This window comes from Kiloniella sp. (assembly GCF_965205715.1).
Taxonomy (GTDB): domain Bacteria; phylum Pseudomonadota; class Alphaproteobacteria; order Kiloniellales; family Kiloniellaceae; genus Kiloniella.
The window spans coordinates 113497-132218 of the sequence record NZ_CBDBHW010000013.1 but is presented as its reverse complement, the minus strand read 5'-3'; the positions used below and the strand labels follow the sequence as shown (position 1 = coordinate 132218).

At 45.7% G+C, this 18722-nt stretch carries 17 protein-coding genes; 6 read left to right on the top strand and 11 right to left on the bottom strand.

The genetic code is table 11. The features are described 5' to 3' along the window. Positions 1-5: 5 nt before the first annotated feature. From ACOGW3_RS11765 to ACOGW3_RS11735, 7 genes are all read right to left on the bottom strand, one after another. Positions 6-476, bottom strand: coding sequence for a DUF523 domain-containing protein (locus ACOGW3_RS11765; protein WP_419903144.1), 471 nt, complete (start codon positions 474-476; stop codon positions 6-8). Between the two features lie 11 nt (positions 477-487). Next, positions 488-937, bottom strand: coding sequence for an N-acetyltransferase family protein (locus ACOGW3_RS11760; protein WP_419903143.1), 450 nt, complete (start codon positions 935-937; stop codon positions 488-490). A 38-nt stretch (positions 938-975) separates the two neighbouring features. After that, positions 976-1392 (bottom strand): GFA family protein, encoded by a 417-nt coding sequence (locus tag ACOGW3_RS11755; RefSeq protein ID WP_419903142.1) that lies wholly within the window; start codon positions 1390-1392, stop codon positions 976-978. Positions 1393-1452: 60 nt separating this feature from the next. Beyond that, positions 1453-2298 carry a hypothetical protein gene (locus tag ACOGW3_RS11750; RefSeq protein WP_419903141.1) on the bottom strand — a complete coding sequence of 282 codons (846 nt, stop codon included), beginning with the start codon at positions 2296-2298 and terminating at the stop codon, positions 1453-1455. A 145-nt stretch (positions 2299-2443) separates the two neighbouring features. Then, the gene (locus ACOGW3_RS11745; RefSeq protein WP_419903140.1) at positions 2444-4021 is read right to left on the bottom strand and encodes a SulP family inorganic anion transporter; all 1578 of its coding nucleotides are present in this window, start codon (positions 4019-4021) and stop codon (positions 2444-2446) included. A 204-nt stretch (positions 4022-4225) separates the two neighbouring features. Beyond that, positions 4226-4534, bottom strand: a complete 309-nt coding sequence (locus ACOGW3_RS11740) for a hypothetical protein (protein WP_419903139.1) — start codon at positions 4532-4534, stop codon at positions 4226-4228. 13 nt (positions 4535-4547) lie between these two features. Further along, a complete protein-coding gene (locus tag ACOGW3_RS11735) occupies positions 4548-4778 on the bottom strand; it encodes a hypothetical protein (RefSeq protein ID WP_419903138.1) in 231 nt (76 codons plus the stop codon). On the opposite strand from ACOGW3_RS11735, the gene ACOGW3_RS11730 reads away from it, so the two are divergent. Continuing rightward, the gene (locus ACOGW3_RS11730) at positions 4765-5997 is read left to right on the top strand and encodes an ISL3 family transposase (RefSeq protein WP_419901077.1); all 1233 of its coding nucleotides are present in this window, start codon (positions 4765-4767) and stop codon (positions 5995-5997) included. The genes ACOGW3_RS11735 and ACOGW3_RS11730 overlap by 14 nt on opposite strands. A gap of 246 nt (positions 5998-6243) precedes the next feature. Here the strand turns inward: ACOGW3_RS11730 and ACOGW3_RS11725 are convergent, their stop codons facing one another. Continuing rightward, positions 6244-8739 carry a methyl-accepting chemotaxis protein gene (locus tag ACOGW3_RS11725; protein WP_419903137.1) on the bottom strand — a complete coding sequence of 832 codons (2496 nt, stop codon included), beginning with the start codon at positions 8737-8739 and terminating at the stop codon, positions 6244-6246. 422 nt (positions 8740-9161) lie between these two features. On the opposite strand from ACOGW3_RS11725, the gene ACOGW3_RS11720 reads away from it, so the two are divergent. Then, positions 9162-10343, top strand: coding sequence for a JmjC domain-containing protein (locus ACOGW3_RS11720; RefSeq protein WP_419903136.1), 1182 nt, complete (start codon positions 9162-9164; stop codon positions 10341-10343). A 4-nt stretch (positions 10344-10347) separates the two neighbouring features. Here ACOGW3_RS11720 and ACOGW3_RS11715 read toward each other — a convergent pair whose 3' ends face one another. After that, positions 10348-11334, bottom strand: a complete 987-nt coding sequence (locus tag ACOGW3_RS11715) for an isoaspartyl peptidase/L-asparaginase family protein (protein ID WP_419903135.1) — start codon at positions 11332-11334, stop codon at positions 10348-10350. A 26-nt stretch (positions 11335-11360) separates the two neighbouring features. Beyond that, positions 11361-12029, bottom strand: coding sequence for an adenylate/guanylate cyclase domain-containing protein (locus ACOGW3_RS11710; RefSeq protein WP_419903134.1), 669 nt, complete (start codon positions 12027-12029; stop codon positions 11361-11363). Between the two features lie 221 nt (positions 12030-12250). On the opposite strand from ACOGW3_RS11710, the gene ACOGW3_RS11705 reads away from it, so the two are divergent. From ACOGW3_RS11705 to ACOGW3_RS11690, 4 genes are all read left to right on the top strand, one after another. Next, complete coding sequence (locus ACOGW3_RS11705) at positions 12251-13039, top strand: IclR family transcriptional regulator (RefSeq protein WP_419903133.1); 789 nt, start codon at positions 12251-12253, stop codon at positions 13037-13039. Positions 13040-13062: 23 nt separating this feature from the next. Further along, positions 13063-14253, top strand: a complete 1191-nt coding sequence (locus tag ACOGW3_RS11700; RefSeq protein ID WP_419903132.1) for a CaiB/BaiF CoA transferase family protein — start codon at positions 13063-13065, stop codon at positions 14251-14253. Between the two features lie 34 nt (positions 14254-14287). Next, complete coding sequence (locus ACOGW3_RS11695) at positions 14288-15289, top strand: TAXI family TRAP transporter solute-binding subunit (RefSeq protein WP_419903131.1); 1002 nt, start codon at positions 14288-14290, stop codon at positions 15287-15289. Positions 15290-15382: 93 nt separating this feature from the next. Continuing rightward, the gene (locus tag ACOGW3_RS11690; RefSeq protein WP_419903130.1) at positions 15383-17293 is read left to right on the top strand and encodes a TRAP transporter permease; all 1911 of its coding nucleotides are present in this window, start codon (positions 15383-15385) and stop codon (positions 17291-17293) included. A 36-nt stretch (positions 17294-17329) separates the two neighbouring features. Here the strand turns inward: ACOGW3_RS11690 and ACOGW3_RS11685 are convergent, their stop codons facing one another. After that, positions 17330-18712, bottom strand: a complete 1383-nt coding sequence (locus ACOGW3_RS11685; RefSeq protein ID WP_419903129.1) for a CoA transferase — start codon at positions 18710-18712, stop codon at positions 17330-17332. Positions 18713-18722 lie beyond the last annotated feature (10 nt).

The following is an 18722-nucleotide window of genomic DNA, read 5'->3' as shown; positions in this document are numbered from 1 at the left end:
GTGATTTAGGAAATACTTTTAAGAGCAATATCAATTTCGTACTCGCTAAATACTTTGATATTATTGGCTCTTAACAATTCTGTGACTTTACCCTCTCCGCTTATTCTTGTTCCAGAAAATGACCCGTCATAGATATACTTGCTGCCGCAAGAGGGACTGTTTTCTTTGAGGATGGCTGTTTTGATACCTTTCCTTAAGCATAGATCGAGCGCTTTTTGGGCTCCTGTGATAAAAGCCCCTGTCATGTCTTGGTCTTCATTTGTTACCACGCGACCCTTTTTGATTTCTGCAGCAGGACGGGGAATGGGTAGACCGGCAGCGGTTTCTGGACAAAGGAGTACAATACGTCCCTGCTTTTGCAATAGTTCAAGCTGCTTTAGACCAGTGGAGGCATATTTCCCATCATAGCGTACAGGTTGTCCCATTAGGCAGGCGCTTACGAGAATTTTCGTTTTTGATACTATAGGCATTGCCATTGAAGATCATTTTATTGAGTAGTAAGGAATTTGGACATCAAGTAACGGTCATGTACTTCGAAACCAAGATTATTGTATAACCTTTTGGCCATAGAGTTCGTTTTTTCAACCTCAAGAACGATACGCTTTGCCCCAAGTGTTATAGACTGATCACAGGCGAACTCCAGAGCTTTGCTCCCTACTCCCTTGTTTCTGTATTTTGGCTTTATATAGATTTCGTCGATGAAAAACTCTCGGCCCCCTGTTTCAAGAGAAAAGCCAAAGGTAACGCAGAGATATCCGATAACAGTTTCTGATTCTTCAATTATCCATAGTCTGGCAAATTCTTCGCCAGAGAGTAAAGCATCGATCGCCATTTCTATTCTGGGAAGCCCATAAATGTTACCATATTCCTGATAGTAAGCCTTTGCCATGGAAAGGATGGCGGAACGGTCAGATTGTTGGAGTAAGCGGTAATTCAAAATCACGGCCTTTTACGATTACATTGGCTGGTTTTTATTTAGTAAGTTTCATCTTGGCGTGTTTCGCTTTCAATTGTGTAGTAATCGCCTTTGAATTTACAGAAAATATGGCGTTCTGTATCTAATTTGGTCGGTTCGTTTAAGGATCCTGCAGCGATGGCATAGTGGTCGCCCTCGTCTCCATTTTCAGTCGGTAACCAGAAAAGCGACGATCCACAGTTTTTACAAAAACCACGCCGGGCGTGATCGGAGGAAGCATACCAGCTCAGGTATTCGCTTCCAGTGGTAATGGTAAGGGCATCAGTTGGGCAGGCAGTCGATGCCCATACGTGACCTGACCATAATCGGCACTGTTTGCAGTGACAAGCGACGACCCCTTTTAGATCGGAACTGATTGTGTAAGTAATTTTCTTACACAGACAACCACCTGTGTGGTTTTTAACATGGTCACTCATAACGTTCTCCGAATTGGAACAAATATAGAACATGTCATTTCATAATTGATGAATCAATTGCTATTCAATGAGTTTCTCTAATTCCATAAACCCAAAGTATACCAAGAGAGGTACCGGAAGTGTTGCCAGAACAAGCGTGCTCATAAACCAGAACCATTTAAATTTTCTGCTTGCTCCACTGATAAATGAAATACCCCCGCCACCGCCAAAAACGACATTTCCAGGTAGGTTTATAAGAATGGCAAGGGTGAGGTATCGGTACCTTATTATCCAAGGGGATATTGATCTTATTAGCTTTAAGGCCAGCGGAATAGAGGCTTTATCATTGGAAAAAGGTGCTTCATCTGTTCTGGAGAAAGCAGAGGAATCAAAATTAATAAACCCTGCCTTTTCCCATAATTGAGGAAAAGAAGTACCAAAAAAATAGGCCAGACTGAGGCCTCCAATTGTGGCGAAGTAGACGCTTATAACGCCGTCTTTGCCAAAGGCTGCCATAATAAGAAGTCCAATTTCGATACCGGGAACGAAAGGGACTGAAAGCAGGAGCAAATATAGCAAGGCACAAACGAGAAGAGACTCAGGTCCTAAGCCATCTTGGAGGTCGGTCAAGAATTGGACAATTTGGGGAGGATCCATAAAAGCCAAGTGGATAATAAGGGTGATAAATCCAGCCCAAAAAATTATCAGGAGAGAAACCTTAAGGTTGGGCGCTATCAACCTTGGTATCAACCTAAGAAATAGAATAACACCTAACCCGACGCACAAAGATCGTCCAATAAGACCGTAGGGCCATAGCTCTACTGTCATGATCGATTGCAAATAAATCGTTATTATTAAAAGAGTTAACAAAGTAACGGATAGCGTAATTGAGCCGTATTTCTCTTTGTTAAAGTGCGTACCCTGCATAGGTATGAAAACCTTATAGCGGTTTCGACTGTCCTTATAGCCTAAGCTCTTTCACAACGATGTTCGACGATTTTTTATTTGATGAATTAAAAAAGGGAGCCGAAGCTCCCTTTATATAACCGATAACTGAGTAAATTCAGCTGCTTTACACGCGTGCGGCCTTTTCTGCGATCTCATCATCTTCGTGATACATTTTGGTATAGTCGACCAAAACGCCGTAATGAGGATCGCCTTCTTTGTCTTCTTCGACCATGCTGACCGATTTTTCCAGAAGGTGGCTACAGTCAGGGCTTAGATGGCGCAGGTGTAATGTTTTACCCCGACGGGTGTAGCGTTCAGCCAAACCATCAATTGCTTCAAGGCCGGAATGATCCCATACCCGTGCGTTTTTGAAATCGACAACAACATCATCTGCATCGTCCGCAGGATTGAAAAGATCACGGAAGGAGCTGATGGAGCCAAAGAAAAGTGGTCCTGAGATTTCATAGACGGTTGTTTTTCCGTCGTCTGAGGTGCCAACACGAGCATAAATATGCTTGGCTGAATTCCAGACAAAAACAAGTGAAGAGACTAAAACGCCGACGACAACAGCAATGGCTAGATCCTTGTATACGGTTACGCCGGAAACAAGAATGAGGACAAAAGCATCTGATTTTGGGATGCGGTGTAGAATACGGAAGCTGGACCATTCAAAGGTGCCGATCACGACCATAAACATCACACCAACAAGTGCAGCCAAGGGAATTAGTTCAATAAGGTCAGAGGCAAACAGGATAAAGAACAACAAAAATGCAGCGGCGGTTAGTCCAGAAAGACGGGCTTTGCCTCCAGATTTGATGTTGATCATGCTTTGACCGATCATCGCACAACCACCCATACCACCAAAGAAGCCGGTAACAACGTTTGCAACGCCCTGCCCCATACACTCTTGAGACGTGCCACCCTTGGTTTCGGTGATTTCATCAATCAATGTCAGAGTAAGCAGGGATTCAATCAGGCCAATTGCAGCCAGGATAAGGGCGTATGGGAAGATAATGTAGAGGGTTTCCAGGTTATAAGGCACGCTTGGAATACTGAACTCGGGTAGGCCACCACCAATTGAGGCCATGCTGCCAACTGTTGGGATATCCAAGCCAAATCCGATGACCACCGCTGACACGACCACGATGGCTGCAAGCGGTGCAGGTACCAAGGTTGTAATCCGTGGAAGAAGGAAACTAATGGCCATAGTCAAAGCGACCAAACCAAGCATGATGTAGAGTGTGGAACCGCTCAACCATTCACTGTTCGGGTCAGTTGGATTAACTGTGAACTGGGAAAGTTGGGCGAGGAAGATAACAATCGCAAGACCGTTCACAAATCCAAGCATAACTGGATACGGAACCAGACGAATGAATTTACCAAGGCGGAAGATCCCGGCCAGTATTTGCAAGATCCCCATCAGGACGACTGTTGCAAAGAGGTATTGAACACCGTGTTGAACGACGAGAGATACCATGACAACTGCCAGAGCACCTGTTGCACCTGAAATCATACCAGGGCGACCACCTAGTAATGATGTAATCAGGCCAACGATAAAGGCAGCATAAAGACCAACCAGAGGATCAACCTGAGCTACGAAAGCAAAGGCAACGGCTTCGGGGACAAGAGCAAGAGCAACGGTCAGTCCCGAGAGCACCTCGGCTTTGATATTGCGGTGGTCACAAAAATTGTAGGCTTTCATGGTATTCCGATCGGATCGTTCGCTAAAACCGCGCGATTATGTTCGCAGCGATCAAAATATAGGGCGATTTGATCCTTTTGGATAAGCCGCCAATTCTGTTTCTGGCGCGCTTCTAGCAAATTTATTTACTTTAGAAAATAACTAATCGAATGTGTCGGGTATGCCTTACGGACATAACAGGGAAATACAGTGTGTGGTGCGGTTCTAATATTGTGTAAATTGTTCAGAGAATTCAGGCAGTTTTCTTTCCTGCTTTAACTTTTGAAAGGCTTCCTGGTTGAAAGGCCCTTCAGTAATCTCACTAGCGTTTTTATATATCCCGTCTCTGGTTTTATCTACAATGTAGTAGGATACGGTAATCTTATCTTCATGTAGTCTTTTGGCGATTAGATATTTGTCATTAAAGCCTATTGCAATGACTTGAGCTCCTACACGACCAATTGTGGCTCCGGGTTCAATAATTTTTGCAAGAGTTCTGTTTCCAACACCATCAATTGAATGAACTTCATACACCTCATCAGTCCAATCAGTATGCCAATCGCACGCAGTAAGGGCGGCACAAGTACAAACCAGAAAAAATTCGTTTTGAAATTGCTGAGATGAACATATGGATTAACTTATAAAATTGATAGCGTATTAGGGAAAATTGGCTCTTCTCCGCTTTGTTGAGTAGAAAAAGATGCCGACCGCCAAGTAACCTGTTGATATGTATGGTTTCTGATAACTTTACATAGAGCAGGTATATGACAATCAACATCTCGCAGCATATTTTAGGCCTCAAAGGGCAACGTGTAAATGAAATTAAACTGGATGACGGCGGTGTTAAGATTGTCATTCACTGCAGCCGAGACGCGCGTAGGAGGGCTATAGACCCTGCTACAGGCCAGAAGGGAAGCATCAACCAGCATGTCCGCCGACAAGTAAACGACATCCCCCTTTTTGGGTATCCTTGTGTGGTCGAGATTGAGCTGGCGCAGGTTTATATTAACAAGGGCGAACGCCGCATTGAGGGGTGTGATTTTGTTGATAAAGGGTGCCGTTTCACTCACCGATTTTGCCGACTGATCAGTGGATTATGTCGGCATATGTCTATTCAAGCGGTTTCCAGACATTTGGATATACGATGGGAAACGGTCAAGAATATCGACAGGGCATACCTTATTGAAACTCTCCCTACGCTTGATCCTGCAGAGCTAACTGGCTTGGAATATATTGGTGTAGATGAAGTTGCCCGGGCGAAAGGTCATGACTACATGACGGTGGTCTACGATATGGTTGGCGGTCATCTGATCTGGGTTGAAGCAGGCCGAACTGCCGAGGTTTTTTCAAGGTTTTTGAAACAACTGCAACCAGATACAGCCTGCAAAATAAAGGCCGTAGCGATGGATATGGGGCCTGCCTACCAAAAGGCTGTCAGAGAGTCCTTGCCGTTGGCCGACATAGTATTTGACCGTTTCCACGTCATGAAAAACTACAGCAAAGCTATCCATAATCAGCGTCGACTTGAGTTCAGAAAGGCCGATCCAAGTGGTAAAGAGTTGATGAAAGGGACACATTATCTGTTGCTCAAAAATGCGGATAAGTTGAGTGAAAAACAAAGTGACAAGCTGCAAAGGTTGCTGGAGAGCAATAGCAACCTGAATGCACTTTACGTCTTGAAAGAACAGCTTCAGCTGCTGTGGAGTGCCGCTTCATTTGAGGCGATGGCGGAGCAACTGGAACGTTGGTGCCTGATAGCAGATCAGTCACAGATGCTCTATCTAAAAAAGTTCGCGAAATCCCTACGGAAACATTGTGTGGGCATCTGCAACTACGCCAAACACAAGCTCACAAGCGCCAGGATAGAGGCTGGTAATGTCAGTATAGGAATGATCCGTAAGCGAGCCAGAGGCATCAAGGATACCGAATACTTCAAACTCAAAATTAGACAATCATCCATTCCAGATAATCAATCTATGCTCTATTTGAAATCCTAAATCTACTCAACAAAGCGGAGAAGTGCCTGTAAAGAGTTCGCAGATAAACAAGGAGGGGGGATACTTGTTGATAGCACAAAGGGCAAAGGATCAACATTTACGCTTTTCTTGCCAGAGGGTGGGTAGGGAATTGAGCGAATTAAGATTTGGCCTGAAAAGTATAGTGTTCGGAACTAATGTTCTAACTAAAACAACAAACATTCCCGGCATCAGCCGGGAATGTTTGTTGTTTTTGATAAAAGATTGTTAGGCAACCTCTGATAGGTTCTCAGAAGATCCGCTTGATGATTGATCTAGCGCTTCATGCAATAGGTCTTTTGTATTTGAATCGCTACCAGTGAACTGGATTGTCACTTCATTGGGATTTGTTCGAATTATTTGAGATTTAAACACCCCAATATTTGGCAGTTCAACCTCAATTTTTTTACCGGCAGTTAGGCCGAGATCTTTACCTGTTCCAATGGAGCCACCTCTGTGAGATAGCTCATTGATTTGGTAAGTTGCTTCGGTGTTATCGTAGCGAAGAATAATACTGGAGTTATGAGGATAAATATTTTTATCCGTTGTTATTTTTTCTTCAGTTGAAGAAGAGGATCCTCTTAGGTGAATCAGGTATTTGTTTACCTCTTCTTTTAAGGACTGGGAACTTTCTTTGAGGATTTTCGCCGTATAGAAAGAATCCTCTGTTGATGTTCCAGCCGTTTTCGCGGATTGACTGATCGTGCTTATATCATTGGTGACAGAAGTTGAATCCACAGCTGCATTTTGAACATTTTGTGCAATCTCTCGGGTCGCTTCATCTTGCTGTTCTACCGACGCGGAAATAGTTTCGGTGACCTGTTCCACAGATTCAATTGTTTCTGCAATTGTTGTGATGGCCTCTGTCGCTTTTTCGGTCGCAGTTCGCATAGAGCTAACCTGAGCGGTTATTTGTTCAGTTGCTTGCGAAGTTTGATTAGCAAGTGCCTTAACTTCACTGGCAACAACAGCAAAACCCTTGCCTGCATCGCCAGCTCTTGCGGCTTCTATTGTGGCGTTAAGAGCGAGTAAATTGGTTTGTTCGGCAATGTTCTCAATCAAACCAATGATTTCACCAATTTGATCCGCTGCCACGGAAAGTCCTGAAACTTGTTCCGTTGATTTTTTGGCTTCCGCAACGGCGTGCGTTGCAACTGATGATGAGTGTGAAACCTGGCTGGAAATTTCTTTAATTGATGCTGCGAGTTCTTCCGTAGCTGAAGCAATCGTTTGCATTTTTCCAGTCATTTCATCGGATGTGCTTTGAGCAGAATCGCTCAATGATGTTGTTTGATGTGCCCCATCATTGAGGCTATTAAGCGCTTGATGAAGATCGTTTGTAGAGCTTTCGACAGTTAAGACGATTGCCATTACTTTTTCTTCGAGAAGGTCAGCCATTTCGAGAGATTGTTTGAGTTGTCGGTCTGCGGCTCGCTTTTCTTCGATCGCTCGATCTTCAACCAACCTTGCATTTTCAGCGATGTTTTCTTTGAAGATTTGTGCAGCCTGGGCCATATCGCCAACTTCGTCTTTTCGGTCTAGTCCGACAATATCTGTATCAAGTTGTCCTTCGGATAATTTTTTGAGAGCGAGAGTTATACCGCCAATTGGTCGGGTGATACTTTTGGACATCAATAAGCTGACAATGACAATGCCAACCACGAGCGCCAGAGTTGCCAGAACCATTTGTAAGCGCATGTCATGAAGTGGTTCGATAAACTCATGTTGAGATATTTCTGCGACCATTGCCCATCTTGTGCCATTGAATTCAAAAGGTTTGTAGGCTGCGAGAGAGGCGTGACCAGCATAACTTTCGGCTTCTAGGACGCCGGTTTTGTTTTTAAGGGCCTGATTTACGGGATCGGTTTGAACATTTTGACTAAGAATGGTTGTCTCGTTGGAAAAGCGGGAATTGCTCCGCATCAAATTATCGGATCCAACAAGGTATGTTTCTCCGAATTCGCCCATACCATCATACACCTGAAGAATGGCATTCAAGCGATCAATTGGCATTTGAAAAACAAGAACGCCTGCGGCTTTACCTTGCTCATCGGTAATGAGTGTCGAAATGAAACTCGCAGGAAGGTCGTTGCTGGGTGCATAAGGCTTGAAATCAAAGAAATGTAGATTGCCTGTATGTTGATCTGTGGTCGCGGCCCTATAGGCGTTTCCAAGATCTGTGGCATTATATTTTCCTGTATCTAGGTTTGTTGCGTAATCCAATTCTTTGAAAACTGTGTATACGAGATCTCCCTCCAAGTTGAATAGGAAGATATCGTAGTAACCCCGTTCATTAAGGAACTGCCTGAACCATGGGTGGTAGGTTGCATGTGCCTGACTGTAGGTCGAACCGTCAGAAGCAGCATCTAGCTTTTCTTTTTCGCCCAAAGGATTTGGATTATCTGTGATATAGAGCTGGTGCAGTGTTGATAGCTGATTGCCACCCAGTTCGGCCCAACCTTTTTCGTAAGATCTTAAGGCGGTTAGAGTATTGGGGTTTGTCGCCACTGTCTTTAGGTCTTGCTCAATCGAACTTAGATAGGATTTAAGCGTTGCTGATCTGCTTTCTAAAGTAGCTCCCAGCTCTTTTTCGAGTTCTTGCCTAACAAGAGAACTGGTTTGTGAATAATTTAGTGTACCGAGGCTGATTGCAACCATTGTTGCCATCAACACAACAAATACAGGCAACCTATAAGCTATTTTAAAATGGCTCAGCTTTAACATGACCATCTCCATTCAGTGGCGTTGGGGGAGTACGAGCACCAAAACTAGTTGAAAATTATGCAACCATAGCATTATTGAAAGATTAACATGGCAGTCTATGGTTGGGGTTTGGAGTCATGAGATTGGATAAAATTTCTACTAACATGTTGTATTTGGAAGAAAAAATAACTGAGTAAAATACTTGGCATTAATATCAAATTATTTTAATTTCTACTTTTAGTGGAGTCTTGATTGTGATGAATGCGGGCGTATTCATATACAATGTTCTCGTTTAAGGTGTGTGTAGTCTTGAATTTTGTGAAGATAAAGAGCCAGAATCGATCTATTCATCGATCTATTTATTGCGAAAGTCTTTTATCCTGACAATTTCAATGTAATAACCGTGTCCAAACTCATTAACTGCTTTTACTACGGATAGACTGATGTCCAATAAGCTCGCCATACTTGATAGCATGCCAACGCCCACTGATTTTTATGGGATTTATTGGAATCGTCGACCATTTGTCGTTCGTGGAGCTATATCCGAAGCTGATATGGGTAGCCTCATATCAGCTGATGAACTTGCTGGGCTTTCCATGGAAGACGCGCCTCAATCCCGGATCGTGAAAACGGCCGGAGATCAGCAAGATTGGACCTGTCGCTTTGGACCTTTTAGCGAAGAAGATTACGAAACCATCGGTGATCGGGACTGGAGCTTGCTAATTCAGAATGTTGAGCAGTTTCATCCTGATACAGCGACCTTGCTGCGGCATTTTAACTTTGCTCCAAGATGGTTGATGGATGATATTATGGTCAGCTTCTCTGCCACAGGGGGCTCTGTCGGCCCTCATATCGATAGCTATCATGTGTTCTTGACCCAAGGAGAGGGCAAGCGCCGGTGGAAAGTTGGGCGAGGTGCTATCGAGCAAGAGGTTTATATTAAGGGAATAGACCTCAAGGTTCTCGACAAAGACTTTGAAGGTGATGAAGTTGATCTAACTTGCGGTGATGTCCTCTATGTGCCGCCAAAGTTTGCTCATGAGGGCGTTACTCTTGAAAGTGCATTAACATTTTCCGTTGGGTTCCTTGGGCCAAAGGTCTCGGACTTATTTAGTGGTTATTCACAGTATCTCTCTGAGTTTGAAGATCTGGATCAGCGTTATGTCGGGGCAGGTCTTAGTACCGATAGTTCAGGTTTTGCATTGAGTACAGGTGCGGTACGCGATATTCGTGGAACCTTTGAAGCTCATCTCAATTCAGATAATTTTACTCAGTGGTTGGTCGAGTTCTTTACTGAATCATCGCATGAAGATTTTGGAAGCTATTCTGAACGTGAAGAAATGCTTTATGACGATGAGTTTGAAGGCGAGCTTCAAGAAGGGGCTAGCCTGGTGAAACCAGAGTATGTGAAGTTTGCGATTACGACTTCTAGCTCGGGCGGATTTTGCCTCGGATTTGATAGCCAAAGCTTTACCTTGGATGAACGCCTCTTTCCTCTCATGCAAAAATTCATGAAGGAAGAAGTTGTAAATTCAAAAACCTATCCAGATCTATTTTCAGAGCCTGCATATCTTGAGTTTTTGTTAGAGCTTTATAACCACAGTGCGTTGGAATTTGCTGACTAAGGGGTTAATTTTCAACTGAAGCTGTGATCGGTTCTGGGTATCTGGAACCGATATAACCGCGGATAAAACCCTTTGTATTGAATGCAGAAGCAATAGATCCGTCCTTGTCTACGGTAATCACACCGCCAGTGCCACCGGCATTTGATAGATCCTGTATGACGCCCTGTGCAGCTTGGTTTAGATTGTCACCTCGATAACGAATTTTCGCACTGAGGTCATAAGCGATTGCATAGCGGATGAAGTATTCTCCGTGACCGCTTGCAGACACACCCACATCTTGATTTGCGTATGTACCTGCCCCAATTACGGGACTGTCACCAACGCGCCCCGGGATTTTTGACCCAAATCCTCCTGTTGATGTTCCTGCCGCAAGGTGTCCGCATAAATCCAGAGCAACGGCACCGATTGTGCCGTGTGGTGGTGACTTTATGGAAAGATCTTCAACTGAGGCATACGAGGGGGGAGATGTTGGAAAATCAGCTTTTGCTAATTTGCCTTTGAGAAACTGATCGGCGGAAGATCCAACAAAGAAGACATTTTGGGTTTCTTCCATGATGAAGCGTGCCGCTTGAATGGGATTTTGTACATCATGGACAGATGCTACCGCACCGGCTTCGAGGTTATGTCCGGTCATTACAGAAGCGTCCATCTCACGGTACCCGGCCTGGTTTGGTATTGATCCTCTGCCAGCATTGAATTCACCAGAATTTTCCATGGAAGCCAAGGTAAAGGTGATGACGTCAAGGGCCGAAACACCTTGTTCCAATGCGGCTTTACCCCTGACTAATAAATCGTGGATATAGGCTTTTCGGGTTTCATCTCGCTCGGGTCGATTGTGGTAAGTAACGCCGCCGTGGATATGGAGAGCAAAGTTTTCGCCATCCCGACAACTGGGGGTTTGTAGGTATTCTGTCGGTTCTTTGGCTTGGGTTTGAAAATTCGTTAAAAACAGAGACCCAAAACAGATTGTTATAAAAAATGGCTTTAACATTTGATACTCCATTTTGGTTCCGTGGGTTAACTGTCTTCGGGGGCCCACTTGAAAGCTTGGACACGTCCAACGTTTTTTAACTTTAAACCACGTTGCCCATCTTCATCAGAAAGATCCTCGCAAGCTTTTTGATACTCAAGAGGTAACAGGTTTTCAAAGCGATTGGTCATGAAAACGGTTCCAGGGTCGGCACGTGCTTCTAGCCGGGCAGCCAGATTGACGATCTCGCTTAGAAGACTGAACCCTGGATACGCTGTTGGCAAAGAAAGAAGAGTAACAGGCCCATAGGAAAGGCCAATTCTCGCCCCCTGAGTTTCTATGACGCGATCAATGCTGTCTTGCCAAGTTTGCGCCGTTTTCTTTGCGAGTAGATGAATATTTGCAGCAACCTGAAGTACTTTTGCTGCATCAACCTTCTCGTGGACTCCCCAGACCGCAAGCAGGCCATCGCCTTGTACCCGGTCAACCAAGGCACCGCTTTCAATTAAGATGTCCCTTGAGCCATCGCAGAAAGAGCTGAGCATTTTATGTGCGAGGGAGATGTCGCTGGTTTCTCGGACAAAAGCGCTATAGGAGCAAAAATCCATGGCCATAACGCAACAGTCTTCAATCGGCTGGTCCAGCTTTTCATCAAAATCTTCCCAGCCAGCTAACGAGCCAAAATGGAACTCATATAGTTCCTTGTCGACGGCCATACTCTTTCCTCACGTACTCTTTTTGTGACGTTCTTTGCGTCATAGTTATGCGCGCCATAATAGAGTTGAAATAATCAGAGTAAACGAGGAAAGCTGTAATTCACAAAATTCTGATCTGGCCATGCTTATGGATTCAACCGGTACGCGGTTAATTGTTGACTCTCGTGAGATTGGAATGATAGCATTTCTTATATTAAAACATCATTACATATAGTGAAACGATGAGCAAGAGCGAAAATACAACTGGCGGATCAACTTTACAAACGGTTTCTCGTGCGATGGCCGTCCTGAGATGCTTTTCAGGTGGGGACAGAACACTTTCTTTGGCAGAGCTCACAAAACTGATGGATCTCAATAAGGTTACCGTTTTCCGATTAGCGACAACTTTGGTTACTGAAGGCGTTCTTGCTTTTGATAAAGAGGCATCTCGCTACCGCGTTTCTTACGGGCTAATTGCTCTTGGACGCAAGTTACTGGATGGGGATGGTCTCCGTGATACCGCCCATGCATTTATGGAAAAAGCGCGGTTGCAGACGAGAGAAACGATTTGTTTGTCTGTAAGGGAGCAATGGGACCAAGTTGTTGTTCACGCAATGCCAAGTCCTCAACCTGTACGTTATGTGTTGGAGGTTGCCTCTCGGGGACCGGTCTATAACGGTGCAGCTGGGCAGTGCCTTATTGCAAAGATGTCTGAAACTGAATTGAATAAATTGGTGAGTGAGACTGGCCTGGTTCCCACATCAGATAATTCGGTTACTTCAATCGAACCGTTAACGACCAAGTTAACCAGCATTTGTAAAGACGGTTATGCGATTTCTCATGGTGAACGGATCAGCGGAGCAGCCGCGACAGCCGCACCTATTTATGATGGTGAGGGAAATATCATCGCCTCCCTCAGCATTATAATGCCAAAAACCCGGGCAACAGGAACGCACCTTACCAATTGTATCCGTGTCGTACAGGAAACGGCAGGGACAATTTCTGGGGAACTTAAAAGCAGCACGAAATAAAGTCAGGGGGAGGAGATATGTCAATGCCACTCAGTGATCTCAAAGTGGTTGATCTTTCAACGATTATCGCAGGTCCTTTTGCCTCGGCTCTTCTTGGTGATTTTGGGGCTGAAGTTATCAAGGTCGAGTTGCCGCACGTTGGTGATAGCTTACGGCATCTCCCGCCCCATAAAGATGGAGCGCCTCTGTGGTGGAAAGTTACCAATAGAAATAAAAAAGGTATCACGCTTGATATCAGAACCCCCGAAGGTAGGGAATTGTTTCAGGAATTAATGGTCTGGGCTGATGTCTTAGTGGAAAATTTTCGCCCTGGCACACTGGCGAAGTATGGGTTTTCTTCTGAAGTTCTCGAGGAAATCAATGCTGAGCTTATTGTTCTCAGGGTAAGCGGCTTTGGCCAGACCGGACCCATGTCAGGCGAACCGGGATTCGCTCGTGTTGCTGAGGCATTTTCAGGCTTTACCTATCTGTGCGGGCCAACAGATGGCCCTCCCATGCATTTGGGCTATCCCATTTCTGACGCTGTGGCAGGGGTTTTTGGGGCCTTTGGTATATTGATCGGGTGTTTGCAGCGTGCAAAAGGAGCACGCGAAGGAATTGAAGAAGTCGATGTTTCCCTCGTTGAATCGATGTTTAGATTGTTGGAATTTTCCGTGATCGAACAAGATCAGTTGGGCGAATCACGAGAACGATTTGGTAACGGAAGCAAGTACGCAGGGCCAAGTAACATATACAGAAGCCAAGATGATCATTGGGTATCATTGAGCGCATCGACCCAACGGGTATTTGAGCGTTGTGCCCACGCTATTGGGCGCTCGGATTTGATTGATAATCCTAATTTCGCATCTAATCCTGACCGAGTGAAGAATGCGCCTGAACTGGATGAAATTATTTCCGAATGGTTCTCTCTGCATACCTTGCAAGACGCTCTGTGTATTTTGCAAGAGGGTGATGTCCCTGTCAGCAAGGTTAACCCTATTCAAGACGTGATTAACTCTCCCCAAATGAAAGCCCGGGAAGCTGTTGTTCGGGTGCCGGATGCTGAACTTGGCGAGGTCGCGATGCAGGGAGTTTATCCCAGAATGAAGTTGGAACCAGGACATGTCCGCTCTACGGGGCCGACTATGGGGCAACACAATGATGATGTCTTTCGTGGTTTACTGGGAATGACACAAGAACGTTTAGAAGAACTCAAAGAAAAAGGGGTGATTTAACACCCTACAAGCCAGACAACAGGAAGGAAATCTGATGAAGTTTAAATATGTAACCATGATCGCCGCTGTATGTTCATGGAGCTTGCTGTCGGCCGTGCCGGCTAGTGCAGCTGAAGCGACAAAAGTAAATCTTATTACCGGTCCATTTGGAACAGGGTCCTATGTGCTTGGGAATGCTCTTGAGCAGCTATCAAAAAAATATTCAAAAACGGTCGAGATAAGTTCCTCAGAAACTCCTGGATTGGTTTTTAATGCCCGCAAGATGGATAAAGAGGCCGACCTGAAAAAGCTGACAATGATGTCTTTTACCACGGGTATCAATTATCTGACGACGGAGGGTATTAAGCCTTTCAAGAAGAAATACCCAAGTGCAAAGCTAATTTCTAACTACAATTTGGGCTCTGTCTGGCTTGCAACTTTTGACCCTGAAATCCGAACAGCACAGGATTTAATTGGAAAAACCATTGCCCTTGGAAGGCCTCCCCAAATTCTTTGGACAGTTGAACCCGAACAGATAATCAACACGGGGTGGGGCCTAAAAGGTAAAATCAACGTTGAACGTCTTGGAACAAAACAGGCCGCCCAAGCTTTACTTGATGGATCCGTGGATGCTGCAATTATTGGAGGTTACGCGGATCCAATATCCGGAACCTTTTCGCCAAGCCCGCAGACCGTAGAGTTGGTGGGCTCCGGCAAGACCCTCTATCACATTCCGTGGGGGCAGGAAGCAGTTCAAAAAGTAATCGATAATGGCATTTCAATCAAAACGCTTACTGTTCCAGCTGGTGCTGTCGCTGGAATGGATAAACCGACGGAAGTCTTCTTTGATGCTATTGCCTGGGTGGCCTATCCCGAAATGGATGAACAATCGGCCTATGAGGTGACCAAGTTGATCATCGACCAGGTCGAAGGATTTAAGGAATATCATGCTCTGGGGAAATTGATGTCCAAAGGCTCACTGGCTCACGGTTGGAAAGCTGAAGATATTCACCCAGGAGCTTTGCGGGCTTACCAAGAAGCTGGCCTCATTCCATAATTTCTACCGGTTGTTCATTTTGAAACGCTTTGACTGACGAAAAGGTCAGAGCGTTTATCCTACTTAGTTCAAGTATTTTCAGGAAACAGAGCCATGACTGATGTTCAATCCGACCGGCTAGGGCAGATCCTCAACAAAGCCTTTTTATTGTTAGGGGTGGCAATGGTCGGCTATCACCTGGCCAGTATCTATCTTTTTAGAATGGGTAGTCTGGAACATCAAAATATTCATTTGGCTCTGGTTTTCTCTTTAACTTTTCTCGGGTTCGCCAGTAAACGGAACACCCTTTGGCCCCGTCTGGTTCAATTGCTGTTACTTGTGGTTGGCTTGGGGCTCACAGCTTATGTGGCCATTAACCTTGAGCATCTGGAAGAAGTGGTAGGCTTTCCAGAGCCGCTCGATGTGATGATTGGTGTCGCCTTGATTGTTGTCTCAATAGAAGGCACTCGGTTAGCATGGGGCTGGACACTGCCGATCGTGGCAATGGTCTTTGTTGCCTATTTCTTTTTTGGCCATCTGCTACCGGGGCCATTGCATCACCAGGAATTCTCTTTCGACTATGTAATCTCTTATCTTTCGATTGGGCTTTCAGGTGTTTACGGCACTTTTTTAGGGATTTCAGCCAACCAAATTTTCTTGTTTGTAGTCTTTGGTTCGATCATGAACATTCTGCGTATCAATGACTTTTTATACGAGCTTGGCAAAGTTGCTGGAAGGCGATTGGAAGGTGGCCCAGGTCAAACCGCAGTGGTTTCTAGTTCATTGATCGGGATGTTGACCGGGGCAACAGTTGCCAATGTCGCGATTACAGGGGCCTTTACCATCCCCTATATGAAACGTGCAGGTTATTCACCAGCGTTGGCAGGGGCCATTGAAGCGACCGCTTCTACGGGCGGACAGTTAATGCCACCTGTTATGGGGGCTGCTGCATTCTTGATGGCCTTTTTTGTCGGTGTCCCTTATGCGGATATTATGCTTGCCGGATTATTACCTGCGATCCTGTTTTATGTCGCAGTAATCATTGGGGTTCAGTTCGTTTCGGTGGCGGAAGGTATTAAAGCGCCCAAAGAAAAGCCAGATTATGGCATTATTTTACGCGGCCTACCGTTATTTTTGATCCCAGTTGGCGTCATTACCGCTCTACTGTTGATGCGATATGGCCCCAGTAAAGCGGCTTTCTGGGGTATTGCAACTGCTCTTATCCTGAGTCCCCTTCGTGCTGGGGGAAGACCATCTTGGTCAGAAGTTTGGAAGACCATATCAGATGGTGCAGTGGTTGGGGCTCAAATCGGAATATCTCTCTGTGTTGTCGGCCTTATTTCCCAAACTCTAATCACCACTGGACTGGGCGCTAAGATCGCTGGATTGGTGGAGATGCTGAGTGCAGGTTCCATGGTGATTGGGTTGATACTCACCATGTTTGTCGCCCTAATTTTGGGGTGTGGCGTTCCTCCTGTCGCAGCCTACAGTCTGGTTGCCATCGTTGCGGTGCCTACTTTAATTAAGCTGGGCGTTCCGCCTATGGCAGCGCACTTCTTCTGTTTCTATTACGCCATTGTATCAGCGGTTACGCCGCCGGTCGCTTTAGGAGCGCTGGCCGCGGCTGGAATTTCTGGGGCAAATTATTTCTCAACTTCTATTAAGGCTTTTAAACTGTCGACCGCGGGATTTATTATCCCATTTCTCATCGTCTTTAATCCCGTTCTAACTCTGCGTTCAGAAACATGGTTTGATGCCGCCACTTCATTGATTGCCATTGTTATTGCAATTATTTCTTTGACCGCCGCGCTTTATGGGGTGGTGTTAAGTAAGTTGACTATAACAGAGCGATTGATGGCATTTACATCTGCAGCTGCACTTCTTGGGTACTGCATGATGCGACAAGTCTTACCCGTCAATTTGAATACGGGGCTTTTTATCATAGGCCTTAGTGTCTTCGGTTGGCTCGTCGTTAACCAGTGGCGAAAGCGTCAGGTTGTTGCAGAGAAAGTCGTCATGATTTGAGAGATATAAAGCTCTCTGCAGCCTAAAGTTATTATCCTATCCCATCCAAATCGGCGGAGATGACCTAAGGGTCGAGGCTGGGTAATCCCAGGCCGAAGGTACCCCTTTTATGGTCAGAGGGAATTTTACACGCAGCGCCGGACCCCATGAGGTTTCCTCTATTTTGGAGGCAATGTCTGTGCGTGTCTCAGCTGACAATCCCTCACTGAGTGTCGAGCGCTTGGTTTGAGAGAGAAGGTGCGCCACGCGAGCCAGAGACAGTTGGGCAGAGAATACTTTGCCTGAGGTTTGGTTTTCTTTTAGGGCATGGAGTACGGCGCTGGCCAACAAATAACCTGCTGCATGATCCAGGGCTTGAACCGGGAGGGGAACTGGTTTGTCTGCGTTAGATTTGTGCATACCATATTCTGCAATGCCGGAGCTCATTTGCACCAAGCTGTCAAACCCCCGTCGATTGGACCAGGGTCCGGACCAGCCATAGGCATTTAAGGATACATCAACAATGCCCGGGTTTATTTTACGTAGAGTTTTGCGATCATACCCAAGATTAATCAAAGCCTCGGGGCGGTAGCCATGGAGCAGGACGTCGGCATCGGCGAGCAGGGTTTCAAAGATGAGACGATCCTCAGTTTCTTTTAGATTGAGGCCTGCGCAACGTTTGCCAAGGGTTACTTCCGGAATGATCCCTGCTTCTTCCCAAACGGGTGGATCAATACGAAGAACGTCTGCGCCGTAAGCAGCCAGAAACCGTCCGGCGACAGGGCCAGCGAGAACACGTGTCAGATCGAGTATTTTAATGCCGGACAGGGGGCGCTTGGGGTCTATATTGTGGGGCTGCCGCTCTGCCTCACCGTGATCTTTCCAAATGATGAGAGGTTCTTGCGAAACCGCTAATCCCTGTGGATGCCTAGCCCAAGATGCGAGGTCTCGCATTGTTGCCGCACAGCCGTTCGCATTGACGATTGCAGCTTCCAAATCATTCGCTTCCCACTTAGCAACAATGGGTTCCAAAGCCGCACGGTCATTATGCTGACCGAGAACGGAAAGAGCGGCGATGCGGTGCAGAGGAGCATTGGTGTGAAGGCGGATCCAGCCTTCTTTTGTTCTGTAGTCCCCGGCAATGGGATCCCAAGCCGGAGGCAGTTCCCAACCCGTGGGCCGCAGGGTCATGCCAAACCAAAAAGATGCTAGACGTCGATCAACCTGAATCAGCTCATCTTTCATCTGAGTTTGAGTGGAAAACGGTTCTGCAAACCTTGAAAGCATCAGTCCTGCTGATGCAATGGATGCTGAAGCCAAGTCTGTAGCTTCAAACCATGAAGGCAAATCTCCTTGGCCTGAGACTGAAATACCTTGCTGTTCTTTTGTGATATCAATGCCAGGGAAGGCAGATAATATTTCCTTCAATAGGACGCGCATTGCAGTTCAG

Bases quoted from the DNA above. Each gene is read 5' to 3' on its own strand.
- ACOGW3_RS11705 (WP_419903133.1), top strand. From the start codon at position 12,251: ATGAGCAAGAGCGAAAATACAACTGGCGGATCAACTTTACAAACGGTT.
- ACOGW3_RS11695 (WP_419903131.1), top strand. From the start codon at position 14,288: ATGAAGTTTAAATATGTAACCATGATCGCCGCTGTATGTTCATGGAGC.
- ACOGW3_RS11690 (WP_419903130.1), top strand. From the start codon at position 15,383: ATGACTGATGTTCAATCCGACCGGCTAGGGCAGATCCTCAACAAAGCC.
- ACOGW3_RS11735 (WP_419903138.1), bottom strand. From the start codon at position 4,778: ATGTTGATTGTCATATACCTGCTCTATGTAAAGTTATCAGAAACCATA.
- ACOGW3_RS11720 (WP_419903136.1), top strand. From the start codon at position 9,162: ATGTCCAATAAGCTCGCCATACTTGATAGCATGCCAACGCCCACTGAT.
- ACOGW3_RS11745 (WP_419903140.1), bottom strand. From the start codon at position 4,021: ATGAAAGCCTACAATTTTTGTGACCACCGCAATATCAAAGCCGAGGTG.
- ACOGW3_RS11685 (WP_419903129.1), bottom strand. From the start codon at position 18,712: ATGCGCGTCCTATTGAAGGAAATATTATCTGCCTTCCCTGGCATTGAT.
- ACOGW3_RS11700 (WP_419903132.1), top strand. From the start codon at position 13,063: ATGCCACTCAGTGATCTCAAAGTGGTTGATCTTTCAACGATTATCGCA.
- ACOGW3_RS11710 (WP_419903134.1), bottom strand. From the start codon at position 12,029: ATGGCCGTCGACAAGGAACTATATGAGTTCCATTTTGGCTCGTTAGCT.
- ACOGW3_RS11725 (WP_419903137.1), bottom strand. From the start codon at position 8,739: ATGTTAAAGCTGAGCCATTTTAAAATAGCTTATAGGTTGCCTGTATTT.
- ACOGW3_RS11750 (WP_419903141.1), bottom strand. From the start codon at position 2,298: ATGCAGGGTACGCACTTTAACAAAGAGAAATACGGCTCAATTACGCTA.
- ACOGW3_RS11755 (WP_419903142.1), bottom strand. From the start codon at position 1,392: ATGAGTGACCATGTTAAAAACCACACAGGTGGTTGTCTGTGTAAGAAA.
- ACOGW3_RS11715 (WP_419903135.1), bottom strand. From the start codon at position 11,334: ATGTTAAAGCCATTTTTTATAACAATCTGTTTTGGGTCTCTGTTTTTA.
- ACOGW3_RS11765 (WP_419903144.1), bottom strand. From the start codon at position 476: ATGGCAATGCCTATAGTATCAAAAACGAAAATTCTCGTAAGCGCCTGC.
- ACOGW3_RS11730 (WP_419901077.1), top strand. From the start codon at position 4,765: ATGACAATCAACATCTCGCAGCATATTTTAGGCCTCAAAGGGCAACGT.